The organism is Micromonospora sp. ATLC16, from assembly GCF_057196645.1.
The window spans coordinates 35,987-57,303 of the sequence record NZ_JBXUOW010000033.1; the positions used below are offsets into that span (position 1 = coordinate 35,987).

A 21,317-nucleotide genomic window follows, 5' to 3' on the forward strand; every position below is an offset into this window, starting at 1 on the left:
GCCGAGGACCAGACGGTCGGGTTGTCGTGCCCACCGTGGCGGCGGCTTGCCGGATCGACCGCAGATCCGCCCGATCTGGCCAGCCGGGTTGCCGTCGCGGGTCTGCCGTCCGGCACGGCGGGTCGGTCAGCCGGGCAGCCGAGCCCCGGGTGGCGGGTACACCGAGCCGTCCTGGGCGTCGAACAGCATCAGCCGGTGCTCGCCGGCCAGCCGCTCGATGTCGAGCAGCACCTGGTCGGGGCAGACCGGGTCCAGGTTCAGCTCGATGTGGTCGGCCGCCTTGTGCAGTGGCGCCACCGCCCAGGGAGTGTTCGGGCCGGCCGGCTGGTCGGGGTAGCGGGCGGTGATCGCCCGGTAGAAGGCCACACATCGTGGGTCCGGTTGACGCTCGTGGTGCCGGCCGCTGCGGCACTGCTGCACCGCCGCTCGTACATCCTCGGGCGTCGCCCCGTCCGCCAGGGCCCACACGCTCAGATCGAAACTCACGGCGGACAGCGTGCCATCTGCGGTTCACCTTGTCGAAAGGGCCCCGCCGCAGGCGAATACCGGAGTACCAGGTTTGCGCATATGCTCCCCTGTGGAACCCTTGCTGCGAAACGCGTCAATTCGATAACGTACGGATGCGGTCACCTGCCGAGCACGTGCGCCGGCCCGTCTTCGGGTGGCGAGGTCGACGCCCGGCCGAGCGGCCCGCACCCCTCGATTGTGCGAGCCACGCGCACTCGTCGGCGAGCGGCCGCCACGGTCGTTGCCGCGACCGTGGCGGCCGATCGCTGCTCCTGCCACGGATGGCCGGCCGACCTCCGCCGCGCACCCGAAACTGTGCGGGTCAGCGCGGTGCGGCGAAGAGCACCCGGTAGTCCGACTCCGGACGGAACCAGGCCAGCCCGGTCGGTCCGGCGGCGTACAGGGCGGTGGCGTAGGCGTCGGCGACCGCGAGGTCGGGGCCGATCACGGTGGCGGCGACCAACTGCCCCGCCGGCTCGCCGGTGTGCGGGTCCACCACGTGGCCCTGTCGTCCGGTCACGCCGGAGGTGCCGAGCGCGCCGGCCGTCATCTCCAGCAGCAGCGGTGCCCGGCCTCGGTCGATGGGGTGGTGCACCGCGATCCGCCACGGGCCACCGTGCGCGGCCTGGCCGCGTACCACCAGGTCGGCACCGGTGACCACGGCGTAGTCGTGGATGCCGGCCTGGCGCAACCGGGCTGCGGCCCGCTCGACCGCCCACCCGCCGAGCAGGCCGCCCGGGTCGAAGCCGCCGGGCACCGCCCAGGCGTCGAACCAACCGTCCGTGGCCGCGCGCATCGCGGCGCAGCGGTCCACCAGGTCGGTCAATGGCGGGTACGACTCGGGGCTGATCTCTCCCCGGCGCAGCCGGGACACCAGGCTGTCCGGGCGGTTCGGGCCGTACGTCAGGTCGATCGCCCGCAGCTCGGCCACCGCGTCGCGCAGCGCCGCGCCGGTGCCGCGCCGGCCCAGCCACTCGGGGGCGTTCAGCAGCAGGGTGTACGTCGCCGTCGAGGTGTGCACGGTGTGCCGGACGGCGATCCGGTTCCCGGCCACCGGATCGGCCCGGTCCGGTCGTTGCTCCCGGGTGCCCAGTCGCAGGTCGGGCCGGCGGAAGCGGAAGACCGTCGGGTCCACCCAGCGGGTTCGTGGTTGCTCGTCGGTCCACATCGCGTCCGTCCCCTCCTCGGCGGACACCGCTCCGTCGTGGCGCCCGCCCGGGCCCCACAGCCCGTCACGCTCACGCTAGGCAGCGGAGATGACCGAGCCATGAATGCCGCCTGGGAAGCTGCTGTGCGTCACCGAATTCCCGACATATGGAACACTCGTACCGGGGGGCGGGACGGCGGCGTACCGTCGAGCCATTCGAACGAAGGAGCTGACGGACGTGGCACGCATCGCGGTGGTGGCCGGGGACGGGATCGGCCCCGAGGTGGTCGCGGAGGCGCGCAAGGTCGTCGACGCGGTGCTGCCCGGTGTCGAGGTGACCGAGTACGACCTCGGAGCGGCACGTTACCACCGCACCGGCGAGGTCCTGCCCGATTCGGTGCTCGACGAGTTGGCCGGGCACGACGCGATCCTGCTCGGCGCGGTGGGCGATCCGACCGTGCCGCCCGGCGTCCTGGAGCGCGGTCTGCTGCTCAAGCTGCGCTTCGCCTTCGACCAGTACGTCAACCTGCGTCCGTCGCGACTCTGGCCGGGGGTGACCAGCCCGCTCGCGGCGGTCAAGCCGGGTGAGGTCGACCTGGTGGTCGTCCGGGAGGGCACCGAGGGCCTGTACGCCGGTGCCGGCGGCTCGCTGCACCGGGGCACTCCGGCCGAGATCGCCACCGAGGAGAGCCTGAACACCCGGCACGGTGTGGAGCGGGTGATCCGGGACGCCTTCGCTCGGGCGGCCCGGCGCGAGCGGCGCAAGGTGACCCTGGTGCACAAGACGAACGTGCTCACCCATGCCGGCTCGCTGTGGTCGCGCACCTTCGAGACGATCGCCGCCGAGCACCCGGACATCGCCACCGAGTACCAGCACGTCGATGCGGCGGCGATGTTCCTGGTCACCCAGCCGCAGCGGTACGACGTGGTGGTCACCGACAACCTCTTCGGCGACATCCTGACCGACATCGCCGCCGCCGTCACCGGTGGCATCGGCTTGGCCGCCAGCGGCTCGATCAATCCCGACGGGGCGTACCCGTCGATGTTCGAGCCGGTGCACGGCTCCGCGCCGGACATCGCCGGCCGCGGCGTCGCCGACCCGGTCGCCGCCGTGCTCTCGGCGGCGCTGCTGCTCGACCAGCTCGGGCACGGCGACGCCGCCGCCCGGATCACCGCCGCGGTCAGCGCGGAGTTGGCCGCCCGGCGTCCCGAGGGGACGGTACGCACCGCCGAGGTGGGCGACCGGATCGCGGCGCAAGCCGGCGGCTGAACCGGTCGACGTCCCACCGGCCGTCGATGCTCCGCCGGATCGGCCGGGCAGGGGCGGCGGACGCCGATGAGGTGCCCCCTGTGCACCGGTGGACCTATCCGCTGAACGACCGTTCGGGTAGGTTCTGGCACAACCATGTTTTCCGGCGTGCGGTCGGCGCATGCCGTCGTCCCCAGGGAGGTCAGCGCGATGAGCGGTGGTGACAAGATCGACTTCGAGATCCGTCCGAATACCGCACCGGTATCCGCCACCGACCGGGCTGCGCTGCTGGCAAACCCCGGGTTCGGCCGGGTGTTCACCGACCACATGGTCACCATCCGCTACGCCGACGGCAAGGGCTGGTACGACGCGCGGGTCGAGGCGCGGGCGCCGATCCCGATGGATCCCGCGAGTGCGGTGCTGCACTACGCGCAGGAGATCTTCGAGGGCATGAAGGCGTACCGGGCGGCCGACGGTGGAGTGACGATGTTCCGCCCGTACGCCAACGCGGCCCGGTTCAACACCTCCGCCGCCCGGATGGCCATGCCGGCGCTGCCGGAGCAGACCTTCGTGGACTCGCTGCACCGGCTGATCGAGATCGACCGGGAGTGGATTCCCGACGGCGCGGACGGCGGCAGCCTCTACCTGCGGCCCTTCATGTTCGCCAGCGAGGTGTTCCTCGGCGTCCGCCCGGCCAACGAGTACCTCTACTCGGTGATCGCCTCGCCCGTCGGGGCGTACTTCTCCGGCGGGGTCAAGCCGGTGACGGTCTGGGTCTCGCCCGACTACACCCGGGCGGCGCCCGGCGGCACCGGCGCGGCCAAGTGCGGCGGCAACTACGCAGCCTCGCTGGCCGCTCAGGCCGAGGCCTTCGAACACGGCTGCGACCAGGTGGTCTTTCTCGACGCCGTGGAGCGCCGGTTCGTCGACGAACTGGGCGGCATGAACGTCTTCTTCGTCTACGAGGACGGGTCGATCGCCACTCCGCCGCTGACCGGCACGATCCTGCCCGGTATCACCCGCGAGTCTCTGCTCACCCTGGCGGTGGCGGCCGGGCACCGGGTCGAGGAGCGGCCGGTGACCTTCGACGACTGGCGGGCGGACGCCGCAAGCGGCCGACTGCGCGAGGTATTCGCCTGTGGCACCGCGGCGGTGATCACCCCGATCGGGCAGGTGCGCTTCCCGGACGGGGAGTTCGCCGTGGCCGGCGGGGAGCCGGGCACCGTCACCATGGCGCTGCGCCAACAGCTCGTGGATCTTCAGCGGGGCAAGGCGGAGGACCCGCACAACTGGGTCCACCGCGTGTCCTGAGCGGTTCGTCGAGGGTCCCGTCGTCACGTCGAGCGTGGCCCGGGGCCCCTGCCCATGCCGCGCCGGTGAAGCTCGCGCGGGCACGGTTTCGGGCAACTCGGCCTAGGCCAGCAGGTGGTCACGCAGGGCGGCGAGCTGCGCGTCGGTGACACCGGCGTGCCGCAGGTAGTCGTCGACCGAGCCGTGCCCCTCCCGGATCTCGGCCAGGAAGAGCGACATCGTCTCGGCCGGTGAGGACAGGTACGGCATGGGCAGCTCGGGCACCTCGGGATGCGCTGTGGCCACCCAGGCGGCGAAGCGCTGCGACGCCTCGGTGCTCAGCGCGTAGTCCGCCGCGATCTCGGTGTCCTCGACGCCGAGCACCGCGAGAGTCAGGCCGCAGACGATGCCGGTGCGATCCTTGCCCGCGACGCAGTGCACCACCACCGGTGCGTTCGCGCTGTCGGCGATGAGGCCGATCGCCTCGGCGAGCCCGGCGGTGCCGGTGCGGGCCAGGTCGGCGTACCGGTCGGCCAGGTAGCGGGCGAGATCGGTGTCGGGCCGGTACGGCTGCTCCTCCCAGTGCGCGTGCTCCGGGTGGATGTGCCGGTAGGCGAGGCCGTCGAAGTCGGGCACCCGGCCGTATCGCTCAACCTCCTGCGGTCGGCGCAGGTCGACCACGGTACGCACGCCGAGTGCGGCGAACGCCTCCCGGTCGGCCTCATCCATCCCGTGCAGCGAGTCGGAGCGGTAGAGCCGTCCGGTGCGGACGGTCCGTCCGTCCAGGCCGCGGTAGCCGCCCACGTCCCGGAAGTTGAACATCCTGGTGAAGGGGATTCTGCGAGTCTGCTCAGTGGCGTCCATCCGGACACGGTAACGGCCGGTGGAACAGCGTCCCACCGGCCGTCACGTTGTCGGGTGCCCTTACCGCAGGGGGCCACCGGGCGGCGTGGCCGTGTACGTGTCGTTGTAGTAGCCGCCGAGCTTGTCCCGGTAGGCCGGGTCGGTGGCCGTCTCGTCGTACTCCGGCGCGGCCTTGATCTGGTCCTTGGTGCGGTCGACGAAGACCTTCTGCTCCTCGTGGTCGACGTGGTTCACCGTCCCGGCCGGGAGCATGACCTTCTTGCCGAAGATCCACGGCCCGGTGTCCACCACCAGGTAGCTGCCGTTGACCTCGGTGCTGTCACTGTCGATCTTGCCGATCGAGCCGTCGCTGGCCTCCACCTTGTAGCCGACCAGGTTCGTGTCGGCCACTCCGGCCTCGTCCCGGTAGCTCCAGGGGTCGAAGGCGCCGGCTGGGGCGCCGCCCGCGACGACGCTCTGGTCGACGGCGCGCAGCTCCGGGTTGGGCGTGGCGTCGGGGGTGTTCGGGGTGTTCGGGTCGTGCCTGTCCATGGGATGCTCCTGTCTCGGCCCGTGGTTGAGCCGTCGCGGAGGAAGATGTTTCGTTGTCCCGAAAACTCCTACCCCCGTCCCGGCGGTCTACACCAGGAGAGTCATCCGAACCAGGAGTTGACGGCTGTCCCGGGATGTGGATTGTGCCTCCCAAAGGCGACCCGGAGGTGGCAGAGTACCGGTCGTGACCAGCACCGCCCGCATTATTGGCAACTAGCGCGCCGGCCTTTCCCTCGCCGAGCGCGCAGACCTCCCGCAGCCGCGGGGGGTCTTTTTGTTGCGCCGGCCGGTGACTGACGAAGGGATCACCATGACGTTTCAGGTGTACGACACCACGCTGCGCGACGGCGCCCAGCGCGAGGGGCTCAGCTACTCGGTGGTCGACAAGCTCGCGGTGGCCCGGCTGCTCGACGAGTTCGGTGTCGGGTTCATCGAGGGCGGATGGCCGGGCGCGGTGCCGAAGGACACCGAGTTCTTCCGCCGGGCGCGCACCGAACTCGAACTCAGGCACGCGGTGCTCGTCGCGTTCGGCGCCACCCGCCGGGCCGGTGCGGTGGCCGCCGACGACCCGCAGGTGCGGGGTCTGCTCGACGCACAGACCCCGGCGATCGCCCTGGTCGCCAAGGCCGACCTGCGGCACGTCGAGCGGGCGTTGCGCACCACCGCCAAGGAGAACCTGGCGATGATCCACGACACGGTGGCCCACCTGGTCGCCGAGGGACGGCGGGTCTTCGTCGACGGCGAACACAGCTTCGACGGCTACCGCCACGACCCGGCGTACACCGCGTCGGTGGTGGAGACCGCGTTCGCGGCGGGCGCCGAGCGGTTCGTGCTCTGCGACACCAATGGTGGGATGCTGCCGTCCCAGGTGACCGCCGCCATCGTCGACCTCACCGATCGGATCGGCGTCGCGCCGGAGCTGCTCGGCATGCACGCCCAGAACGACACCGCCTGCGCGGTGGCCAACACCATCGCCGCCGTCGAGGCCGGGGTCCGGCACGTGCAGGGCACCGCCAACGGGTACGGCGAGCGGCCCGGCAACGCCGACATCTTCGCGGTCGTCGCGAACCTCCAACTCAAGCTCGGGCTGCCGGTCCTACCGGAGGGCTGCCTGGAGCAGATGGTGCGGGTCTCCCACGCCATCGCCGAGATCGCCAACATCGCCCCCGACACCCACCAGGCGTACGCCGGGGCTGCGGCCTTCGCTCACAAGGCGGGTCTGCACGCGAGCGCGATCAAGGTGGATCCGCTGCTCTACAACCACGTGGAGCCCGAGGTGGTCGGCAACGACATGCGGATCCTGGTCACCGAGATGGCCGGCCGGGCAAGCATCGAGCTGAAGAGCCGCGAGCTGGGGTTGGATCTGGCCGGCCATCCGGAGACCCTGTCCCGGGTCACCAACCGGGTCAAGGAGTTGGAGGCCGGCGGGTGGTCCTTCGAGGCCGCCGACGCCTCGTTCGAGCTGCTGGTCCGCTCCGAGCTGCCGGACGCCGCGCCGGTGCGGCCGTTCGCGCTGGAGTCGTACCGGGTGCTGGTCGAGCACCGCGAGGACGGCGCGGTCGTCTCCGAGGCGACCGTCAAGATCAGGGTGCGCGGGGAACGGGTGATCGCCACGGCCGAGGGCAACGGACCGGTGAACGCGTTGGACGAGGCCCTCCGCGTCGGCCTCGGCCGGCACTACCCGGAGTTGCGGGGCTTCGAGTTGGCCGACTACAAGGTGCGGATCCTGGAGGGCAGTCACGGCACCGGCGCGGTGACCCGGGTGCTGGTAGAGACGGCCGACGGGCGGGGCGGCGGTTGGACCACCGTCGGCGTGCATCCCAACGTGGTCGAGGCGAGCTGGCACGCCACGGTCGACGCGCTGACCTACGGGCTGGACCGCGCCCGGGTGTAGCCCGCGCTCGGGGGTGGCCCGCGCCGGGGCGGAGCCCGCGCCCTACCGGCCCTCGGCGGTGGGTAGCCGCAGCTCGGCGAGGAGCATGCGGTGGTCGCTGCCGGGCAACGGGTGGACCGTCACGTCTCGCACGGCGATGCGACGGTCCACCAGCACGTGGTCGATCACCACGGGCGGGATGAGGTCGCCGTCGTACGGCCCCCAGGTGCCGGTGAGACCGGCGCCGACCGATGCGGCGGCATCGACATAGCCGGTGTCGATCAGGGTGCGCAACGGACCGTGGTCGAGCGTGGCGTTGAAGTCCCCGGCGAGGATGCTCAACGGTCCGTCGGGGGCGGCCGTCGGCTGGGCGGCCAGGTCGGCGTGCCAGGCGTCCACCTGATCGATCGCGTACGGGGCCGCAGGGTGCGCCGACTCGACGCGTACCGGGGGTGCGCCGGGCACCGCGACGGTCGCGTACGCCTGTGTGAAGCCCCAGGCGCCGCGCAGCTGGCGGATGCCGCCGTCGCTGAGCGGGTGACGGGCGTAGAGCCCGGAGCCGGGGGTGCCGACGACCGGGTTGAGCTGACGGTACGCCAGCAACCGGTCGAGGCCGAGCCGGTCCAGCTCGGCCTCGACCGCCGGGGTGAACTCCTGCACGAGCAGCAGGTCGACCTGCCGGGCGCGCACCAGCTCCAGCACCGCCGCCGGATCGGCGGCACCGGCGAGCAGATTGGCGGTGAGCACCCGCACGGTCGGCCCGGCGGCGTTCGGCTGTGGCGCGGGCAGGGCGCGGGGCGCCACCAGCGCGACCAGGGCCAGGGTGGTCAGCGCCGCGACGATCGCCGGGGTACGGCGGCGCAGGGCGAGCGCGAGCACCAGCGGGGCCAGGCTCCCGAGCGTCACGTACGGCGTGAACGCCAACGCCTGCACCAGCGGTCCCCGGTCCAGACCGAACGACCGCGCCAGCGCCCACCCGGCACCCGGCACGACGGCCAGCCCGCAGAGCAGGCTGACACCCGACGGCCGCCAGGCCCGGTGACCGATGGTGATCTTCACGGCACGCAGGTTACTGAACTTCGCCCGATGTGTGTGCCCCGGCGTCGAGTCACCGGCCCGAGCGCGGCCGAAAATATCCGCCAGCGGCCTTCAGAATCGATTTCGCGAATTGTTCACGCCTTCACTTCTTGCGATTGCTGGCGTTGATCCGACAACTCGCCGAGAGTATTCACACTATTGACCACCGGCATTTCTCGGTGCTACGTTTCAGCTGCTCAGGAGGCTGCGTTCTGGCGCGAATTCCCAGCTCGGGACGCATCAGTCGGCGAGCGGGACACGTCTTCGGGGTGCGCTCCTGGACGGGGCATGTAGGCGGTAAGCGCTCATTGTCGCCCGACTCGAAAAAGCAACAACCGTCCCGTGTGCCACGGGTCGGCCGTATCTCCACGCCTGGAAAAGGGAGACCCGTCATGACCAGATTATTCCGACGTAAGACGGCTGTGGTGGCGATCGCGGCCCTGGCGATCGCCCTGGCCGGCGGTGGCATCGCCGTGGCGAAGCCGACCGCTCAGCTTGCGCAACCCACTGCCCGCACCGCCCAGCAGCCGGCCGTCACCACGGCCTCGCTGAACAGCGCGAAGGCCACCCTCGCCAAGGGCGACGGGATGGGCACCCAGGCCGTCAGCGGCTTCTACGGCACGGCGGTCAACGCCAACGGCATCAAGGCCCGCGGCGCCGGCGTCGTCATCAAGTACGGCGTCGGACAGTACGAGGTGCAGTTCGGCAGCAACGTCACCAACGGCATCTACGTGGCGACGATCGGGCGGCCGGACTCGTGCTGCATCCCACCCGCCGGTGAGGTCTCGGTCGCGCGGCGGCTGCTCACCCCGAACGCGGTCTTCATCCAGACCCGCGACTCCGCAGGTGTCCCCGCCGACCTGCCGTTCTACCTCCTCGTGCACCGCTGATCCGTCCACTGTCACCGGCCTGCGTCACACGACGCAGGCCGGTGACACAGGCCCGCCCTGCCGGTGTCCGGTAACGACGTCGATCACGTGGTCTGGGTGGCGGAGGGCCGGAAATTCCGACGTTTGTCCGCCGGTCGCCTCGGGAAGCAAGCACCGTGACGGACATCTCGGACACCATGGCCGGCCTGCCCAGCCCGGCCGATCCGGACGAGACCGCGGCGCAGTTGGACCAGACGCTCTTCGAGGTCAAACGCGTGATCGTCGGGCAGGATCGGCTCGTCGAGCGCCTTCTGGTCGCGTTGCTCGCCGACGGGCACGCCTTGTTGGAGGGCGTACCGGGGGTGGCCAAGACCCTCGCCGCGCAGACCCTCGCGACGGTGGTCGGTGGCAGCTTCTCCCGCATCCAGTTCACCCCCGACCTCGTGCCCTCCGACATCGTCGGCACCCGGATCTACCGCGCCTCGAAGGAGACCTTCGACGTCGAGCTGGGCCCGGTGATGGCGAACCTGGTGCTGGCGGACGAGATCAACCGCGCGCCGGCGAAGGTGCAGTCGGCGTTGCTGGAGGCGATGGCCGAGCGTCAGGTGTCGATCGGCGGTCGGAGTCACCCGGTACCGGAGCCGTTTCTGGTGCTGGCCACCCAGAATCCCATCGAATCGGAAGGGGTCTACCAGCTGCCGGAGGCGCAGCGGGACCGCTTTCTCATGAAGATCGTCGTCGGCTACCCGGACGTCGCCGACGAGTTGGCCATCCTCTACCGGATGAGCGCCGACCGTCCCCGGGCGCACCGGGTGCTCGGCCCGGACCGGCTGCGCGAGTTCCAGCGTCAGGCCAGGGGGGTGTTCGTCCATCACGCCATCGCCGAGTACGTGGTCCGGCTCATCCTCGCCACCCGTGATCCGGGCCGGTTCGGGTTGCCGGAGATGGCCGGGCTGCTCGCCTACGGTGCCAGTCCACGCGCCACCCTGGGGCTGGTCGCGGCCGCCCGCGCCCAGGCACTGCTCCGCGGGCGGGGCTACGTCCTGCCCGACGACGTGCGGGAACTCGCCGTGGACGTACTGTCTCACCGGCTGGTCCTCTCCTTTGACGCGGTCGCCGACGGGGTCAGCGCCGACTGGGTCGTCCATCGGCTGGTCGAGGCGGTTCCGCCGCCCCGGGCGGCCACCGGCAGGCCGGAGTACGCGACCGACCTGGCAGTCGCCTGATGGGCCGCCGGAACCCCCCGCCGCCCGTGGCGGCGGACCCGATGCTCACCGATCTCACGCCGGGCCAGCGGTTGCGGCGGCTGGAACTCACGGTGACCCGGCGCCTCGACGGACTGCTGCACGGCGAGCGGCATGGTCTGCTGCCCGGCCCGGGCAGCGAGCCGGCGGGCAGCCGCGAGTACCGGCCGGGCGAGGACGAGGTTCGCCGGATGGACTGGGCGGTGACGGCCCGCACCGCGGTGCCGCACGTGCGGGAGGTGGACGCCGACCGGGAGCTGACCACCTGGCTATTGGTCGACGCCAGCCCCAGCATGGAGTACGGCACCGCCGAGTTGGACAAGCGCGAACTGGCGGTGGCCGCGGTCGCCACCATCGGCTTCCTCACCGCCGGACCGGGTAACCGGCTCGGTGCGCAGGTGCTGACGCCGTACGGGCTGCGTCGGGTGCCCGCCCGCGGCGGGCGTACCCACGTGTTCGGGCTGCTGCGCGCGTTGCTGGCCGCGCCTCGGGTCGGCGACCACCCGGACGGCGCGCCCGTGGCCGCGCCCGCCGTCGGGCTGGCTGACGGGCTCGCCGAGGTGCTGCGGGTCGCCCACCGGCGTGGTCTGGTGGTGGTGGTTTCCGATTTCCTCGACGGCCTGCCCGACGATGCCCGGCTGCCGGCCGGGTGGGAGCGTCCGCTACGTCGGCTCACGGTGCGCCACCAGGTGCTCGCGGTCGAGGTCACCGACCCCCGCGAGTTGGAGCTGCCGGACGTCGGTCTGATCACCCTGGTCGACCCGGAGACCGGCGAGCGCCGCGAGGTGTGGACCGGCGATCGCCACCTGCGTGAACGCTACGCGGCGGCCGCTGCCGCCCAACGTGACCAGGTCCGGCACGCCCTGCGCCGGGCCGGTGCGACGCACCTGGCGCTGCGTACCGACCGGGACTGGACCGTCGACATCGTTCGGCACGTGCACGCGCAGCGTCGGCTGGCGTCCGCACGGGCACCGACGCATCGGGGAGGTGCGGCGTGATCTGGCAGTCACCCGTCCGGCTCTGGCTGCTGCTCGGCGTCCTCGCACTGGCGGCGGCGTATCTGGTGGCGCAGGGGCGACGCAGCAGGTACGCGGTGCGCTTCACCAATCTGCGGTTGCTCGACCGGGTCGCACCCCGGCGTCCGACCTGGCGCCGGCACCTGCCGGCGGGCCTTTTCCTGGCGATGCTGGCCCTGCTCGTGGTCGGTTTCGCCCGTCCCACCGCCGAGGTCCGGGTGCCCCGGGAACGCGCCACCGTGATGGTGGCGGTGGACGTCTCCACCTCGATGCTCGCCGGTGACGTCGAGCCGGACCGGCTCAGCGCGGCCAAGAGCGCCGCCCGGCGGTTCGCCGACGGCCTGCCCCGGGAGTTCAACGTGGGACTTGTCGCGTTCGCCGGCAGCGCGGCGGTGCTGGTGCCACCGGGCACCGACCGGGAAGCGCTGCACGGCGGGATCGACCGCCTGGCCGAGGGGACGACGGGTGTGCAGGGCACCGCGATCGGCGAGGCGATCAGCACCTCGCTGGGCGCCGTGAAGGCGTTGGACGACCGGGCCGCGACCGAGCCGCCACCGGCCCGGATCATCCTGCTCTCCGACGGGGCGAACACCTCGGGCATGGATCCGGTGGAGGCCGCCGCCGAGGCGGTGGCCCTCGACGTACCGGTGCACAGCATCTCGTTCGGTACCCCGGGCGGCTTCGTCGACCGGGGCGGGCGGCCGATCCAGGTGCCGGTGGACGGGGAGACGCTGCGGGCGGTGGCCGAGCAGACCGGGGGCGGTTTCCACGAGGCCGGTACGAGCGCCGAACTGCGGGCCGTCTACGACGACATCGGCAGCTCGGTGGGTTGGCGCGAGGTGCGCCAGGACATCTCGGCCCGGTTCATCGGGCTCGGGTTGGTCTTCGCGATGGGCGCGGCGGTCGGCTCGATGCGCTGGTTCTCCCGCCTGCCCTGAATCCGACCGCCCGATCCGCGACAGTGGCCGCAGCCGGCGGCACACGTGAGGAGCGTAGCTATGGCAGTGCAGACCGGACTGGGCGAGCCACGTGGGCCCTGGTTCGTCTCGCCCGATCTCGACCCGGACGGGCGGGGCGGGTCCGACGCGGCGTCGCAGGCACGGGAGCGGTTGCTCGGCGGCTGGCGCCGCCGACTGCTGGCCGGGCTGGCGATGGTGTCGATCTCCGCCGGGTCGGGGGCGCTGGCCGGTGGCTGGGTGGCCGGTCGTGACGGTGTTGCGGGACCGGCCGCCGCGTCCGCAGCCCCGGTCCCGGCCGAGTTGGTGACCGCCGCCGAGAAGACCGTGCCTGGCGTGGTGTCGGTGTTGGTGGGCGGAAATGCGAGTGGCTCGGCAAGTGGCTCGGGCTTCGCGGTCGACGCCGAGCAGCACATCATCACCAACGACCACATCATCGCCAAGGGCCGGGGCGGACCGGTGACCGTCGAACTGCCGGACGGCCGGCGGTTCGCGGCGGAGGTGGTGGGCCGCGAGCCGGGCAGTGATCTCGCGGTGCTCAGGGTGCCGGCGTCGGCCGGCCTCGCGTCGCTGCCGCTGGCCAAGCCGGGTTCGACCCGGGTCGGCGAACCGGTGTTGGCGGTCGGGTCGCCACTGGGACTGCCCGGCACGGTCACCGCCGGCATCGTCAGCGCGCTGGACCGCCAGGTGCGGCTCGGCGACAACCGGCACCGGGCGGTGCAGACCGACGCCTCGATCAACCCCGGCAACTCGGGTGGGCCCCTGGTCAACGCCCGGGGCGAGGTGGTCGGGGTGAACACCGCGATCGCGACCATCGACAGCAACGGTTCCATCGGTATCGGGTTCGCCATCCCGATCGAGCAGGTGCAGCAGACCGCGGACACGATCATCGGAAAGGGAGGCTGATCACCCAGAGCTACTGTCCGATTACGGGGAGATCGGGGTAACTGTCGGATTCCGGCGTACGATGATCGGAGAATGGAAATATTACGCTCGGTATGAATACTGGCGTGGGTGGAGCGTCCTATCATCGCGGCCCTCCTGCTGGTGGGGCTGATCATCGGAAGTGGCGTCGGGTCGTCGTACGCACGCGCCCGGCGGGGCTGGAACGACTACCAGGCGGCGAAGAAGACAGTGCCCGGAGCGCGTCGCGCCGCCTGGACGCTGATCAAAGTCGTCACCACTAAGGTCGGCGTCATCGCCCTGCTCCTGGTCGGAGCGGTCGCGTACGCCGCCGTCGGTGGCAGCGACGATCCGGCACCGGTGCCGACGCCGAGCAGCAGCGCGGACGAGCGACCCACCCGCTGACACCGCATCGGAGGTGTGCTCGCGGCGTTGGTGCGAACCCGTTTCTCACCCCGCGCTAGCCTCAGGGCGTGGACGAGGGACTGCGGGTGACCGGCCGGTGGGTGGTTCCCGCCGGTGAGCTGCGCGAGCGGTTCTCCCGGTCCTCCGGACCGGGCGGGCAGGGCGTCAACACCGCCGACTCCCGGGTCGAGCTGAGCTTCGACCTGGCCGGCTCGCCGAGCATCCCCGAGTCGCTGCGCACCCGGGCCCTGGACCGGCTCGCCGGACGGCTGGTCGACGGTGTGCTGACGATCGCCGCCAGTGAGCACCGGGCCCAGCTGGCCAACCGGGAAGCGGCCCGGGAGCGCCTGGTGTCCCTGTTGCGCGAGGCGGTCGCCCCGCCACCGCCACCACGCCGTCCGACCCGCCCGTCGCGGGCGGCCAAGGAACGGCGGCTGGCCGAGAAGAAGCGTCGCGGGCAGCGCAAGCGCGACCGCAGAGTGGACGGCGAATAGTCGGTCGTGCCCGACGTCGCCCCGGATCACGCCTCGGGTCGCGCCGCCGGTTCGGCCTGTTCCAGCAGCGCCGAGCAGACCTCGATCAGCCGGGTCCGCAACCGACCGGCCCGTCGCGCGAACTCCCGTTGCCGTGCCACGTACTCGGCCTTGCCCTCCGGCGTCTCGATGGCCACCGGCGGTTGACCGTACGAGGAGAAGTCGTACGGCGACGCCTGCATGTCGAGCAGCCGAATGTCGCCGGCCAGCTCGAAGCAGTCGAGCGCCAGCTCACCGGGGACGGCCGGGCCCAGCTTCGTGGCCCACTTGTGGCAGTCCATCGAGGCGTGCAGACAGCCCGGCTGGTCGAGGTCGACCTGACCGGCCCGGGTCGGCCGGAGGTGGTTGCGCTCGACCGCGTCGGGGGTGAAGAAGCGGTACGCGTCGAAGTGCGTGCACCGGATCTGGTGCGCCTCGACCACCGCGTCGGTGCCCCGCTGGCCGAGGCGAAGAGGGAGTGGGTGGCGGTGCTCACGCTGGCGGTACACCATTGCCCACTCGTGCAGCCCGAAGCAGCCGGTGAAGGCCGGGCGGGACACGATCGCGGTCAGGAGCCGGTGGATGAACCGCACCGATTCGCCCCGGCCGGCGAGGAACGCGTCCACGTCGAGGCGTACCGTGCCGGCCGCGTCCGTCGCGTACCAGCGCCACCGGTGGTGCGGTGCCGGACCGTCCGGGCCGGCCTCCAGCCGAACACCCAAGCCCGGGTGCCAACGTCGTAGCACCGACGGCCGGGTGCCGTAGTAGTCGTACAAGAAATCGTCGATGGCGTGGCGTTGCCCGGTGGCCCGCCGGGCCCGGTGGCCGGCGGTCAGCGCGTCGGCGCGCAGTTCGTGACCGGCGAGCCGGGGTTGCCAGGCGGCGGCGGGAAGGCTGGTCACAGGCGCGCGGGCGGGCCCGCCGACCGCACCGACGACGGCGGGTGGGGCGGGGACGGGGCCGGCGGTCACGGCACCAAGGGTACGACCGCCGTCCCGGCCGCCGGGTCAGGGCACGTCTACCCGGACACCGGCGGAGAAAACGCCGCTGCGCAGCTCCAGCCGCTGCGGCGCCTCCCGCCCGTTGATCGTGAAGACCAGCGGCAGCACCACCCGGCTGCCGGCGGCCAGCGGGTCGGCGAATACGTCGCGTCCCTGGTTCGCCCGGCGGGTGGCCGGCTCGTCGGTGGTGACCCAGTTGCCGTTGGCCAGATAGACCCGTTGCAGCTTCCCGTGCCAGCTCTGGTGCTCCGGGGTGAGGTTGCGGACCCCGACGGTCGCCTGACACTGCCGCGCGCCCCGGCCCGGCTCGCAGGCCATCCGGTAGACGGTGAACTCGAACGCGTCCTCGCGCAGCGGCTTACCCAAACTCCCGCTGACCCCGGTGCCCCTCCAGGCACCGCTGGTCGGCTGACTGTCCGTGTCGATCGCGGTGACCCGGCGGGTGGCGGACCACGCGGCGGCGCCGACGGTGCTGGCCAGCACCGTCGCGGCGACCGGCACCACGATCCAGACCGGTGGCTTGCGGCGTCGGGCCGGCGGTCGGGGAGCGGACGGGCGTGGATAGATGGTGCCCGGCCCGTCCGAGGCCAGTGCCGCGGCCACCGGCCGTCGGCGGCGTCGCCAGGTGAGCAGACCCACCACGCCCAGCACCAGCAGCGCGGCCCCGGCGACCAGCAGCGCGGGTGTCTGTCGACGCCAGCCCGTGGCCTCCTGCGACGTCGCCGTCCCCGGCGCCGTCCAGGTGGCGCTCGCGCAGTCGTACGGCTGCCCGCCGTCCCTGGCGAAGGCACAGGTCGGCGCGGTCACCGGCTGTCGGGAGGCGGTCGTGGTGAGCGTGGTGCCCAGCGTGGTGGTGCTCTCCGGCGGCAGCTTCAGCCGCCAGGTCACCTCGGTGGCCGCCGACCCGCCGGGACGTACCACCCGACCCCCGTCGCTGACGGTGGTGGCCGAGACGCCCGGTGGCAGTTCCTGACGGACGGTCGTCTCCACCGGGGTGCCGCCGGCGTTACGGACCTCGATCCGGTAGCCGGGAGTGGCGCTCTGCTCCGGCGCGACCCGTACGCTCACCTTCGGCCTGGCGGCCGACGAAACGACCCGGGTCGGCGTCGGTACCGCCGGTGGCGCCGCCGGCATGCTGGGATCGGCTGCGGCCGCTGCCGGCTGGAGCCGCCCGGCCGGTGCGGCGGGCGAGGCGGTTTTCGCCGGAGCGTCCGGGGCGGCGGCGGTCGGCAGCACCGGCAGCGCGGTCAGCAGACCGATGCAGTGCACGATCGCGGCGAGGGTCCTGTGGTGTCGTCTCGATGCAGGCATACGAACGAACCTCCGCAGCCGACGCTAGGTGCGGGCGCGCGTCGTGCGGGTACGAAACGGCGAATCCGGCCTCGGCGGTGTGCGGCGTGGGTAAGCTGCGGCGATCGTCTGCCGGCCCCACTACATTGGCCTGGTGCGTATCGCTCGTTTCGCTCATGCCAAGGGAATGTCGTTCGGGGTCGTCGAGGGAGAGCCGGAGGCGGGGCCACAGGGGCTCACCATCGCCGAGATCTCCGGCCACCCGTTCGGCCAGATCACGTTCAGCGGGGTCCGCTGGGCGTTGTCCGACGTCCGGCTGCTCTCGCCGATCCTGCCCAGCAAGGTGGTCTGCGTCGGCCGTAACTACGCCGAGCACGCCGCCGAACACGGCGCGGAGGTGCCGAAGGAGCCGCTGTTGTTCCTGAAGCCCTCGACCTCGGTCATCGGTCCCCGGGACGCGATCCGGCTACCGGAGTTCAGCAAGCAGGTCGAGCACGAGGCCGAGCTGGCGGTGGTGATCGGCGCGCCGGGCGCCCGCCGGGCGGACCGGGCCGCGGCGGAACGGGCCATCTTCGGCTACACCTGCGCCAACGACGTCACGGCCCGGGATCTCCAGCGTTCCGACAGCCAGTGGACCCGGGCCAAGGGGTTCGACTCGTTCTGCCCGATCGGGCCGTGGATCACCACCGGGCTGGACGTCACCGACCTGGAGATCCGCTGCGAGGTCGGTCGCGACCCGGAGGAGATGGAGGTACGTCAACTGGGCCGCACCGGCGACATGGTCTTCGACGCGCCGGCTCTGGTGTCGTACGTCTCACACGTGATGACACTGCTGCCCGGTGACGTCGTGTTGACCGGTACGCCGGCTGGGGTTAGCCCGCTCTCCGACGGGGATACGGTGAGCGTCCGGATCGAGGGGATCGGTGAGCTGACGAACCCGGTCGTGTCGGCGGCCTGATCGCCGTTTTGGCAGTTCAAGGGCACTTTGGGGAAGTCGATTTGGCCTGTCGGTGCCGGGAGGGTAGAGTTTGTTCCCGGCGCCGTAAGGGGCCAATGGGGTATGGGGTAATTGGCAGCCCGACTGATTCTGGTTCAGTTAGTCTAGGTTCGAGTCCTGGTACCCCAGCGCAGCCGAGATTCGTCACGAATCGAGGCCGCTGGATTCTGGTGGAGTTCGGCACCGATGCACCGCGAGGGGCTCCGGTAGCGAGATCTGGTAGAGTTCGGCGGCACCGCCTGAAAAGGTGGTGCCGCGATGTGTTCTGGCCCCGTCGTCTAGCGGCCCAGGACGCCGCCCTCTCAAGGCGGTAGCGCCGGTTCGAATCCGGTCGGGGCTACAGGTGTTCACGGCTCGTTCCGCTGCTGCGGAGCGGGCCGTTTCGCTGCACCGGGGCAGCCTGACCACCGTGATCCACCCGCTGACGTCCTGCCTGGTCCGCCGACGTACTACCTGGTCTGCCGTCGCGCCACCCCCTGTCGCGCCACCCCCTGTCGGGCCGGCCGCGACGGCGCCGCTAGACTACTGCCGCACCGCCCGCCCGGGGCGGTGAATCAGGAAATCACCTGGCCCCGTCGTCTAGCGGCCCAGGACGCCGCCCTCTCAAGGCGGTAGCGCCGGTTCGAATCCGGTCGGGGCTACCAAACCCAAATCCCTATCCCCTCCGGGGGAGTCGACCAAGAAGTTCGCGCCCTGGTCGCCGCGGGGCGGCGACCAAAACTTCTTGATCAACAAGTCGGGTCGACCGGTCGGGTTGGGTGGGGTCAGAGGCCGGAGAGGCGTTGGCCGGCTCGGACGACGGCCATGGCGTGGCGTTCGCCGGGACGGCGGCCGAGGCGCTCGATGGGGCCGGAGATGCTGATCGCGGCGATCACCCGGCCGGTCCGGTCCCGGATCGGGGCCGAGACGCTCGCCACACCTGCCTCGCGTTCAGCGACGCTCTGTGCCCAGCCTCGGCGGCGTACCTCGGCGAGGGTGCGGCCGGTGAACTTCGACCGGGGCAGCAGCGGCATCACCGCCTCGGGCGGCTCCCAGGCGAGCAGGATCTGCGCCGCCGATCCGGCGATCATCGGCAGCACCGAGCCGACCGGCACGGTGTCGCGCAGCCCGCTGGCGCGTTCCGCGGCGGCCACGCAGATCCGTTCGTCCGCCCGGCGCAGATAGAGCTGGGCGCTCTCACCGGTGGCGTCCCGCAGGGCGGCCAGCAGCGGCTCGGCCGCCGTCAGCAGCACATCCGGCGCCGCGTTGGCCAGCTCACCCAGGCGTGGACCGGGACGCCAGCGACCCTGGGTGTCCCGGACCAGCATCCGGTGGATCTCCAGCGCCTGGGCCAACCGGTGCGCGGTGGCCCGGGGCAGCTTGGTGCGTTCAACGAGTTCGGCCAGGCTGGCGCCGTCGACACAGGCGGCCAGGATGACCACCGCCTTGTCGAGAACACCGACACCGCTCATACTGTGTCCCACAAGCCGAAATTTACCTCCCAGAATTTAGGATGTCCAGATGGTGGGAGTCACTCCTGAGCCGAGGACCCTGGCCGAGAAGGTCTGGGACGCGCACGTCGTCCGGTCCGCCGATGGTGAGCCCGATCTGCTCTTCATCGACCTGCACCTGCTACACGAGGTGACCAGCCCGCAGGCGTTCGACGGGCTGCGCATGGCCGGCCGGCGGGTGCGGCGTACCGACCTCACGCTGGCCACCGAGGATCACAACACCCCGACCGGGTACGCCGATCCCTCGTTCCAGCAGCGCCGCGGCGACCTGCTCACCATCGCCGACCCCACCTCCCGTACGCAGATTGAGACGCTGCGGCGCAACTGCGCCGAGTTCGGTGTGCGGCTGCACCCGCTCGGCGACGCCAACCAGGGCATCGTGCACGTCATCGGTCCACAGCTCGGCCTCACCCAGCCCGGCATGACGATCGTCTGCGGCGACTCGCACACGGCCACGCACGGCGCGTTCGGGGCCCTGGCATTCGGCATCGGCACCAGCGAGGTCGAGCACGTGCTGGCGACCCAGACGCTGCCGCAGGCCCGACCGAAGACGATGGCGGTCACCGTCGACGGGCAGCTCGGCCCCGGCGTCACCGCCAAGGACCTGGTGCTCGCCCTGATCGCCAAGGTCGGCACCGGCGGCGGGCGTGGGCACATCGTGGAGTACCGGGGCGAGGCGATCCGGGCGCTGTCCATGGAAGGACGGATGACGATCGCCAACATGTCCATCGAGTGGGGTGCCAAGGCCGGCATGATCGCGCCGGACGAGATTACCTTCGCGTACCTGAAGGGGCGCCCCAACGCGCCCGGCGGCGCCGACTGGGACGCGGCGCTGGAGTACTGGCGGACGCTGCCAACCGACGAGGGTGCGACCTTCGACTCCGAGGTGACGCTGGACGCCGCCGAGATCACGCCGTTCGTCACCTGGGGCACCAACCCCGGGCAGGGCGCGCCGCTGGGCGCGGCCGTGCCGGATCCGGAGGAGTTCGTCACCGAGCCGGAGCGGGCCGCCGCCCGTCGCGCACTGGCGTACATGGACCTGCGCCCCGGCACCGCGCTGCGCGACCTCTCCGTCGACGTGGTCTTCGTCGGTTCGTGCACCAACGGGCGCCTGGAGGATCTCCGGGCCGCCGCCGACGTGCTGCGCGGCCACCGGGTGGCCGACGGGTTACGCATGCTGGTGGTGCCGGGCTCGGCCGCGGTGCGGGAGGCCGCCGAGGCGGAGGGGCTGGACAAGGTCTTCACCGACGCCGGCGCCGAATGGCGCTTCGCCGGCTGCTCCATGTGCCTGGGCATGAACCCGGACACGCTCTCGCCGGGGCAGCGCGCCGCCTCGACCTCCAACCGGAACTTCGAGGGCCGCCAGGGCCGGGGTGGGCGTACCCACCTGGTGAGCCCGCCGGTGGCCGCCGCCACCGCCGTTGTCGGCCGGCTGGCCGCTCCCGCCGACCTGTAAGAAGGGCTGCGACATGGACAAGTTCACCCTGCACACCGGCACCGCCCTGCCGCTGCGTCGGTCCGACGTGGACACTGATCAGATCATCCCCGCCGTGTACCTCAAGCGGGTGACCCGGACCGGATTCGCCGACGGGCTGTTCAGCGCGTGGCGTGAGGATCCGGCATTCGTGCTCAACGATCAGGCTTATTCGGGAGCGTCGATTCTGGTGGCCGGCCCCGAGTTCGGCACCGGTTCATCGCGGGAGCACGCCGTGTGGGCGTTGCGTGACTTCGGCTTCCGAGTGGTGATCTCGCCGCGCTTCGGTGACATCTTCCGCGGGAACGCCCTCAAGGAAGGGTTGCTTCCGGTGGAGCTGGAATTGAGAGCCGTCGAAGAGATCTGGGGCATGGTCGAGGAGGATCCGACCATCCCGGTGGCCGTCGACCTGACCGCGCGCGAGGTGCGGGCCGGCACCGGCACCTGGTCGTTCCCGCTCGACGACTTCAGCCGGTGGCGGCTGATGGAGGGCTTGGACGACATTGGACTCACCCTCCGCCACGAGGACCGGATCAGCGTCTTCGAGGCCGGCCGGCCGGCCTTCCTCCCCCGGGTCGCGTAGCCCGAAGGCCCCGATCCGTAGCCGATTCCGCCCCCGCCG

At 71.7% G+C, this 21,317-nt stretch carries 21 protein-coding genes and 3 tRNA genes; 16 read left to right on the plus strand and 8 right to left on the minus strand.

Annotated features, from left to right (window positions below):
* Positions 1–126 precede the first annotated feature (126 nt).
* Both AC2CHE_RS15880 and AC2CHE_RS15885 read right to left on the minus strand, forming a co-directional pair.
* Positions 127–486, minus strand: coding sequence for a hypothetical protein (locus tag AC2CHE_RS15880; RefSeq protein ID WP_484505658.1), 360 nt, complete (start codon positions 484–486; stop codon positions 127–129).
* A 343-nt stretch (positions 487–829) separates the two neighbouring features.
* Positions 830–1,675, minus strand: a complete 846-nt coding sequence (locus AC2CHE_RS15885) for an FAD:protein FMN transferase (protein WP_484505681.1) — start codon at positions 1,673–1,675, stop codon at positions 830–832.
* A 217-nt stretch (positions 1,676–1,892) separates the two neighbouring features.
* On the opposite strand from AC2CHE_RS15885, the gene AC2CHE_RS15890 reads away from it, so the two are divergent.
* On the plus strand, positions 1,893–2,924 hold the full coding sequence (locus tag AC2CHE_RS15890) for a 3-isopropylmalate dehydrogenase (protein WP_484505659.1): 1,032 nt from the start codon (positions 1,893–1,895) through the stop codon (positions 2,922–2,924).
* Between the two features lie 189 nt (positions 2,925–3,113).
* Positions 3,114–4,214 (plus strand): branched-chain amino acid aminotransferase, encoded by a 1,101-nt coding sequence (locus tag AC2CHE_RS15895; RefSeq protein WP_484505660.1) that lies wholly within the window; start codon positions 3,114–3,116, stop codon positions 4,212–4,214.
* A gap of 102 nt (positions 4,215–4,316) precedes the next feature.
* Here AC2CHE_RS15895 and AC2CHE_RS15900 read toward each other — a convergent pair whose 3' ends face one another.
* Positions 4,317–5,057 (minus strand): tyrosine-protein phosphatase, encoded by a 741-nt coding sequence (locus tag AC2CHE_RS15900; RefSeq protein WP_484505661.1) that lies wholly within the window; start codon positions 5,055–5,057, stop codon positions 4,317–4,319.
* A 60-nt stretch (positions 5,058–5,117) separates the two neighbouring features.
* Positions 5,118–5,588: a PRC-barrel domain-containing protein gene (locus AC2CHE_RS15905; protein WP_484505662.1), complete on the minus strand. Its 471-nt coding sequence runs from the start codon at positions 5,586–5,588 to the stop codon at positions 5,118–5,120.
* A gap of 310 nt (positions 5,589–5,898) precedes the next feature.
* Here AC2CHE_RS15905 and cimA point away from each other — a divergent pair, with 310 nt between their 5' ends.
* Positions 5,899–7,482, plus strand: a complete 1,584-nt coding sequence (cimA, locus tag AC2CHE_RS15910) for a citramalate synthase (RefSeq protein WP_484505663.1) — start codon at positions 5,899–5,901, stop codon at positions 7,480–7,482.
* A gap of 42 nt (positions 7,483–7,524) precedes the next feature.
* Here the strand turns inward: cimA and AC2CHE_RS15915 are convergent, their stop codons facing one another.
* A complete protein-coding gene (locus AC2CHE_RS15915) occupies positions 7,525–8,514 on the minus strand; it encodes an endonuclease/exonuclease/phosphatase family protein (RefSeq protein ID WP_484505682.1) in 990 nt (329 codons plus the stop codon).
* Positions 8,515–8,930: 416 nt separating this feature from the next.
* Here AC2CHE_RS15915 and AC2CHE_RS15920 point away from each other — a divergent pair, with 416 nt between their 5' ends.
* From AC2CHE_RS15920 to arfB, 7 genes are all read left to right on the plus strand, one after another.
* Positions 8,931–9,428: a hypothetical protein gene (locus AC2CHE_RS15920; protein ID WP_484505664.1), complete on the plus strand. Its 498-nt coding sequence runs from the start codon at positions 8,931–8,933 to the stop codon at positions 9,426–9,428.
* A gap of 155 nt (positions 9,429–9,583) precedes the next feature.
* The gene (locus AC2CHE_RS15925) at positions 9,584–10,633 is read left to right on the plus strand and encodes an AAA family ATPase (RefSeq protein ID WP_484505665.1); all 1,050 of its coding nucleotides are present in this window, start codon (positions 9,584–9,586) and stop codon (positions 10,631–10,633) included.
* Positions 10,634–10,659: 26 nt separating this feature from the next.
* Positions 10,660–11,649: a DUF58 domain-containing protein gene (locus AC2CHE_RS15930; RefSeq protein ID WP_484505683.1), complete on the plus strand. Its 990-nt coding sequence runs from the start codon at positions 10,660–10,662 to the stop codon at positions 11,647–11,649.
* Complete coding sequence (locus tag AC2CHE_RS15935) at positions 11,646–12,605, plus strand: VWA domain-containing protein (protein ID WP_484505666.1); 960 nt, start codon at positions 11,646–11,648, stop codon at positions 12,603–12,605. The genes AC2CHE_RS15930 and AC2CHE_RS15935 overlap by 4 nt, the downstream gene beginning before the upstream one ends.
* 60 nt (positions 12,606–12,665) lie before the next feature.
* Entirely contained in the window at positions 12,666–13,529 is an 864-nt protein-coding gene (locus AC2CHE_RS15940; RefSeq protein WP_484505667.1) for a S1C family serine protease, read from the plus strand.
* Positions 13,530–13,637: 108 nt separating this feature from the next.
* Positions 13,638–13,931: a hypothetical protein gene (locus AC2CHE_RS15945; protein WP_484505668.1), complete on the plus strand. Its 294-nt coding sequence runs from the start codon at positions 13,638–13,640 to the stop codon at positions 13,929–13,931.
* Positions 13,932–13,999: 68 nt separating this feature from the next.
* Positions 14,000–14,425 carry an alternative ribosome rescue aminoacyl-tRNA hydrolase ArfB gene (arfB, locus tag AC2CHE_RS15950; RefSeq protein ID WP_484505669.1) on the plus strand — a complete coding sequence of 142 codons (426 nt, stop codon included), beginning with the start codon at positions 14,000–14,002 and terminating at the stop codon, positions 14,423–14,425.
* Positions 14,426–14,451: 26 nt separating this feature from the next.
* Here arfB and AC2CHE_RS15955 read toward each other — a convergent pair whose 3' ends face one another.
* The gene (locus tag AC2CHE_RS15955; protein ID WP_484505670.1) at positions 14,452–15,414 is read right to left on the minus strand and encodes a 3-methyladenine DNA glycosylase; all 963 of its coding nucleotides are present in this window, start codon (positions 15,412–15,414) and stop codon (positions 14,452–14,454) included.
* Between the two features lie 36 nt (positions 15,415–15,450).
* Positions 15,451–16,755 carry a hypothetical protein gene (locus AC2CHE_RS15960; protein ID WP_484505671.1) on the minus strand — a complete coding sequence of 435 codons (1,305 nt, stop codon included), beginning with the start codon at positions 16,753–16,755 and terminating at the stop codon, positions 15,451–15,453.
* Between the two features lie 133 nt (positions 16,756–16,888).
* Between AC2CHE_RS15960 and AC2CHE_RS15965 the strand changes: the two genes are divergently transcribed.
* The 4 genes from AC2CHE_RS15965 to AC2CHE_RS15980 all read left to right on the plus strand — a co-directional run bounded on the left by AC2CHE_RS15965 (position 16,889) and on the right by AC2CHE_RS15980 (position 18,375).
* Positions 16,889–17,692 carry a fumarylacetoacetate hydrolase family protein gene (locus AC2CHE_RS15965; protein WP_484505672.1) on the plus strand — a complete coding sequence of 268 codons (804 nt, stop codon included), beginning with the start codon at positions 16,889–16,891 and terminating at the stop codon, positions 17,690–17,692.
* 96 nt (positions 17,693–17,788) lie between these two features.
* Positions 17,789–17,860 (plus strand) — tRNA-Gln (locus tag AC2CHE_RS15970).
* A gap of 138 nt (positions 17,861–17,998) precedes the next feature.
* Positions 17,999–18,071 (plus strand) — tRNA-Glu (locus AC2CHE_RS15975).
* Between the two features lie 228 nt (positions 18,072–18,299).
* Positions 18,300–18,375, plus strand: a tRNA-Glu gene (locus AC2CHE_RS15980).
* A gap of 120 nt (positions 18,376–18,495) precedes the next feature.
* Here the strand turns inward: AC2CHE_RS15980 and AC2CHE_RS15985 are convergent.
* Positions 18,496–19,182 carry an IclR family transcriptional regulator gene (locus AC2CHE_RS15985; RefSeq protein WP_092373513.1) on the minus strand — a complete coding sequence of 229 codons (687 nt, stop codon included), beginning with the start codon at positions 19,180–19,182 and terminating at the stop codon, positions 18,496–18,498.
* A gap of 49 nt (positions 19,183–19,231) precedes the next feature.
* Between AC2CHE_RS15985 and leuC the strand changes: the two genes are divergently transcribed.
* Both leuC and leuD read left to right on the plus strand, forming a co-directional pair.
* Positions 19,232–20,677, plus strand: coding sequence for a 3-isopropylmalate dehydratase large subunit (gene leuC, locus AC2CHE_RS15990; RefSeq protein WP_484505673.1), 1,446 nt, complete (start codon positions 19,232–19,234; stop codon positions 20,675–20,677).
* A 13-nt stretch (positions 20,678–20,690) separates the two neighbouring features.
* Positions 20,691–21,278, plus strand: a complete 588-nt coding sequence (gene leuD / locus AC2CHE_RS15995) for a 3-isopropylmalate dehydratase small subunit (RefSeq protein WP_484505674.1) — start codon at positions 20,691–20,693, stop codon at positions 21,276–21,278.
* Positions 21,279–21,317 lie beyond the last annotated feature (39 nt).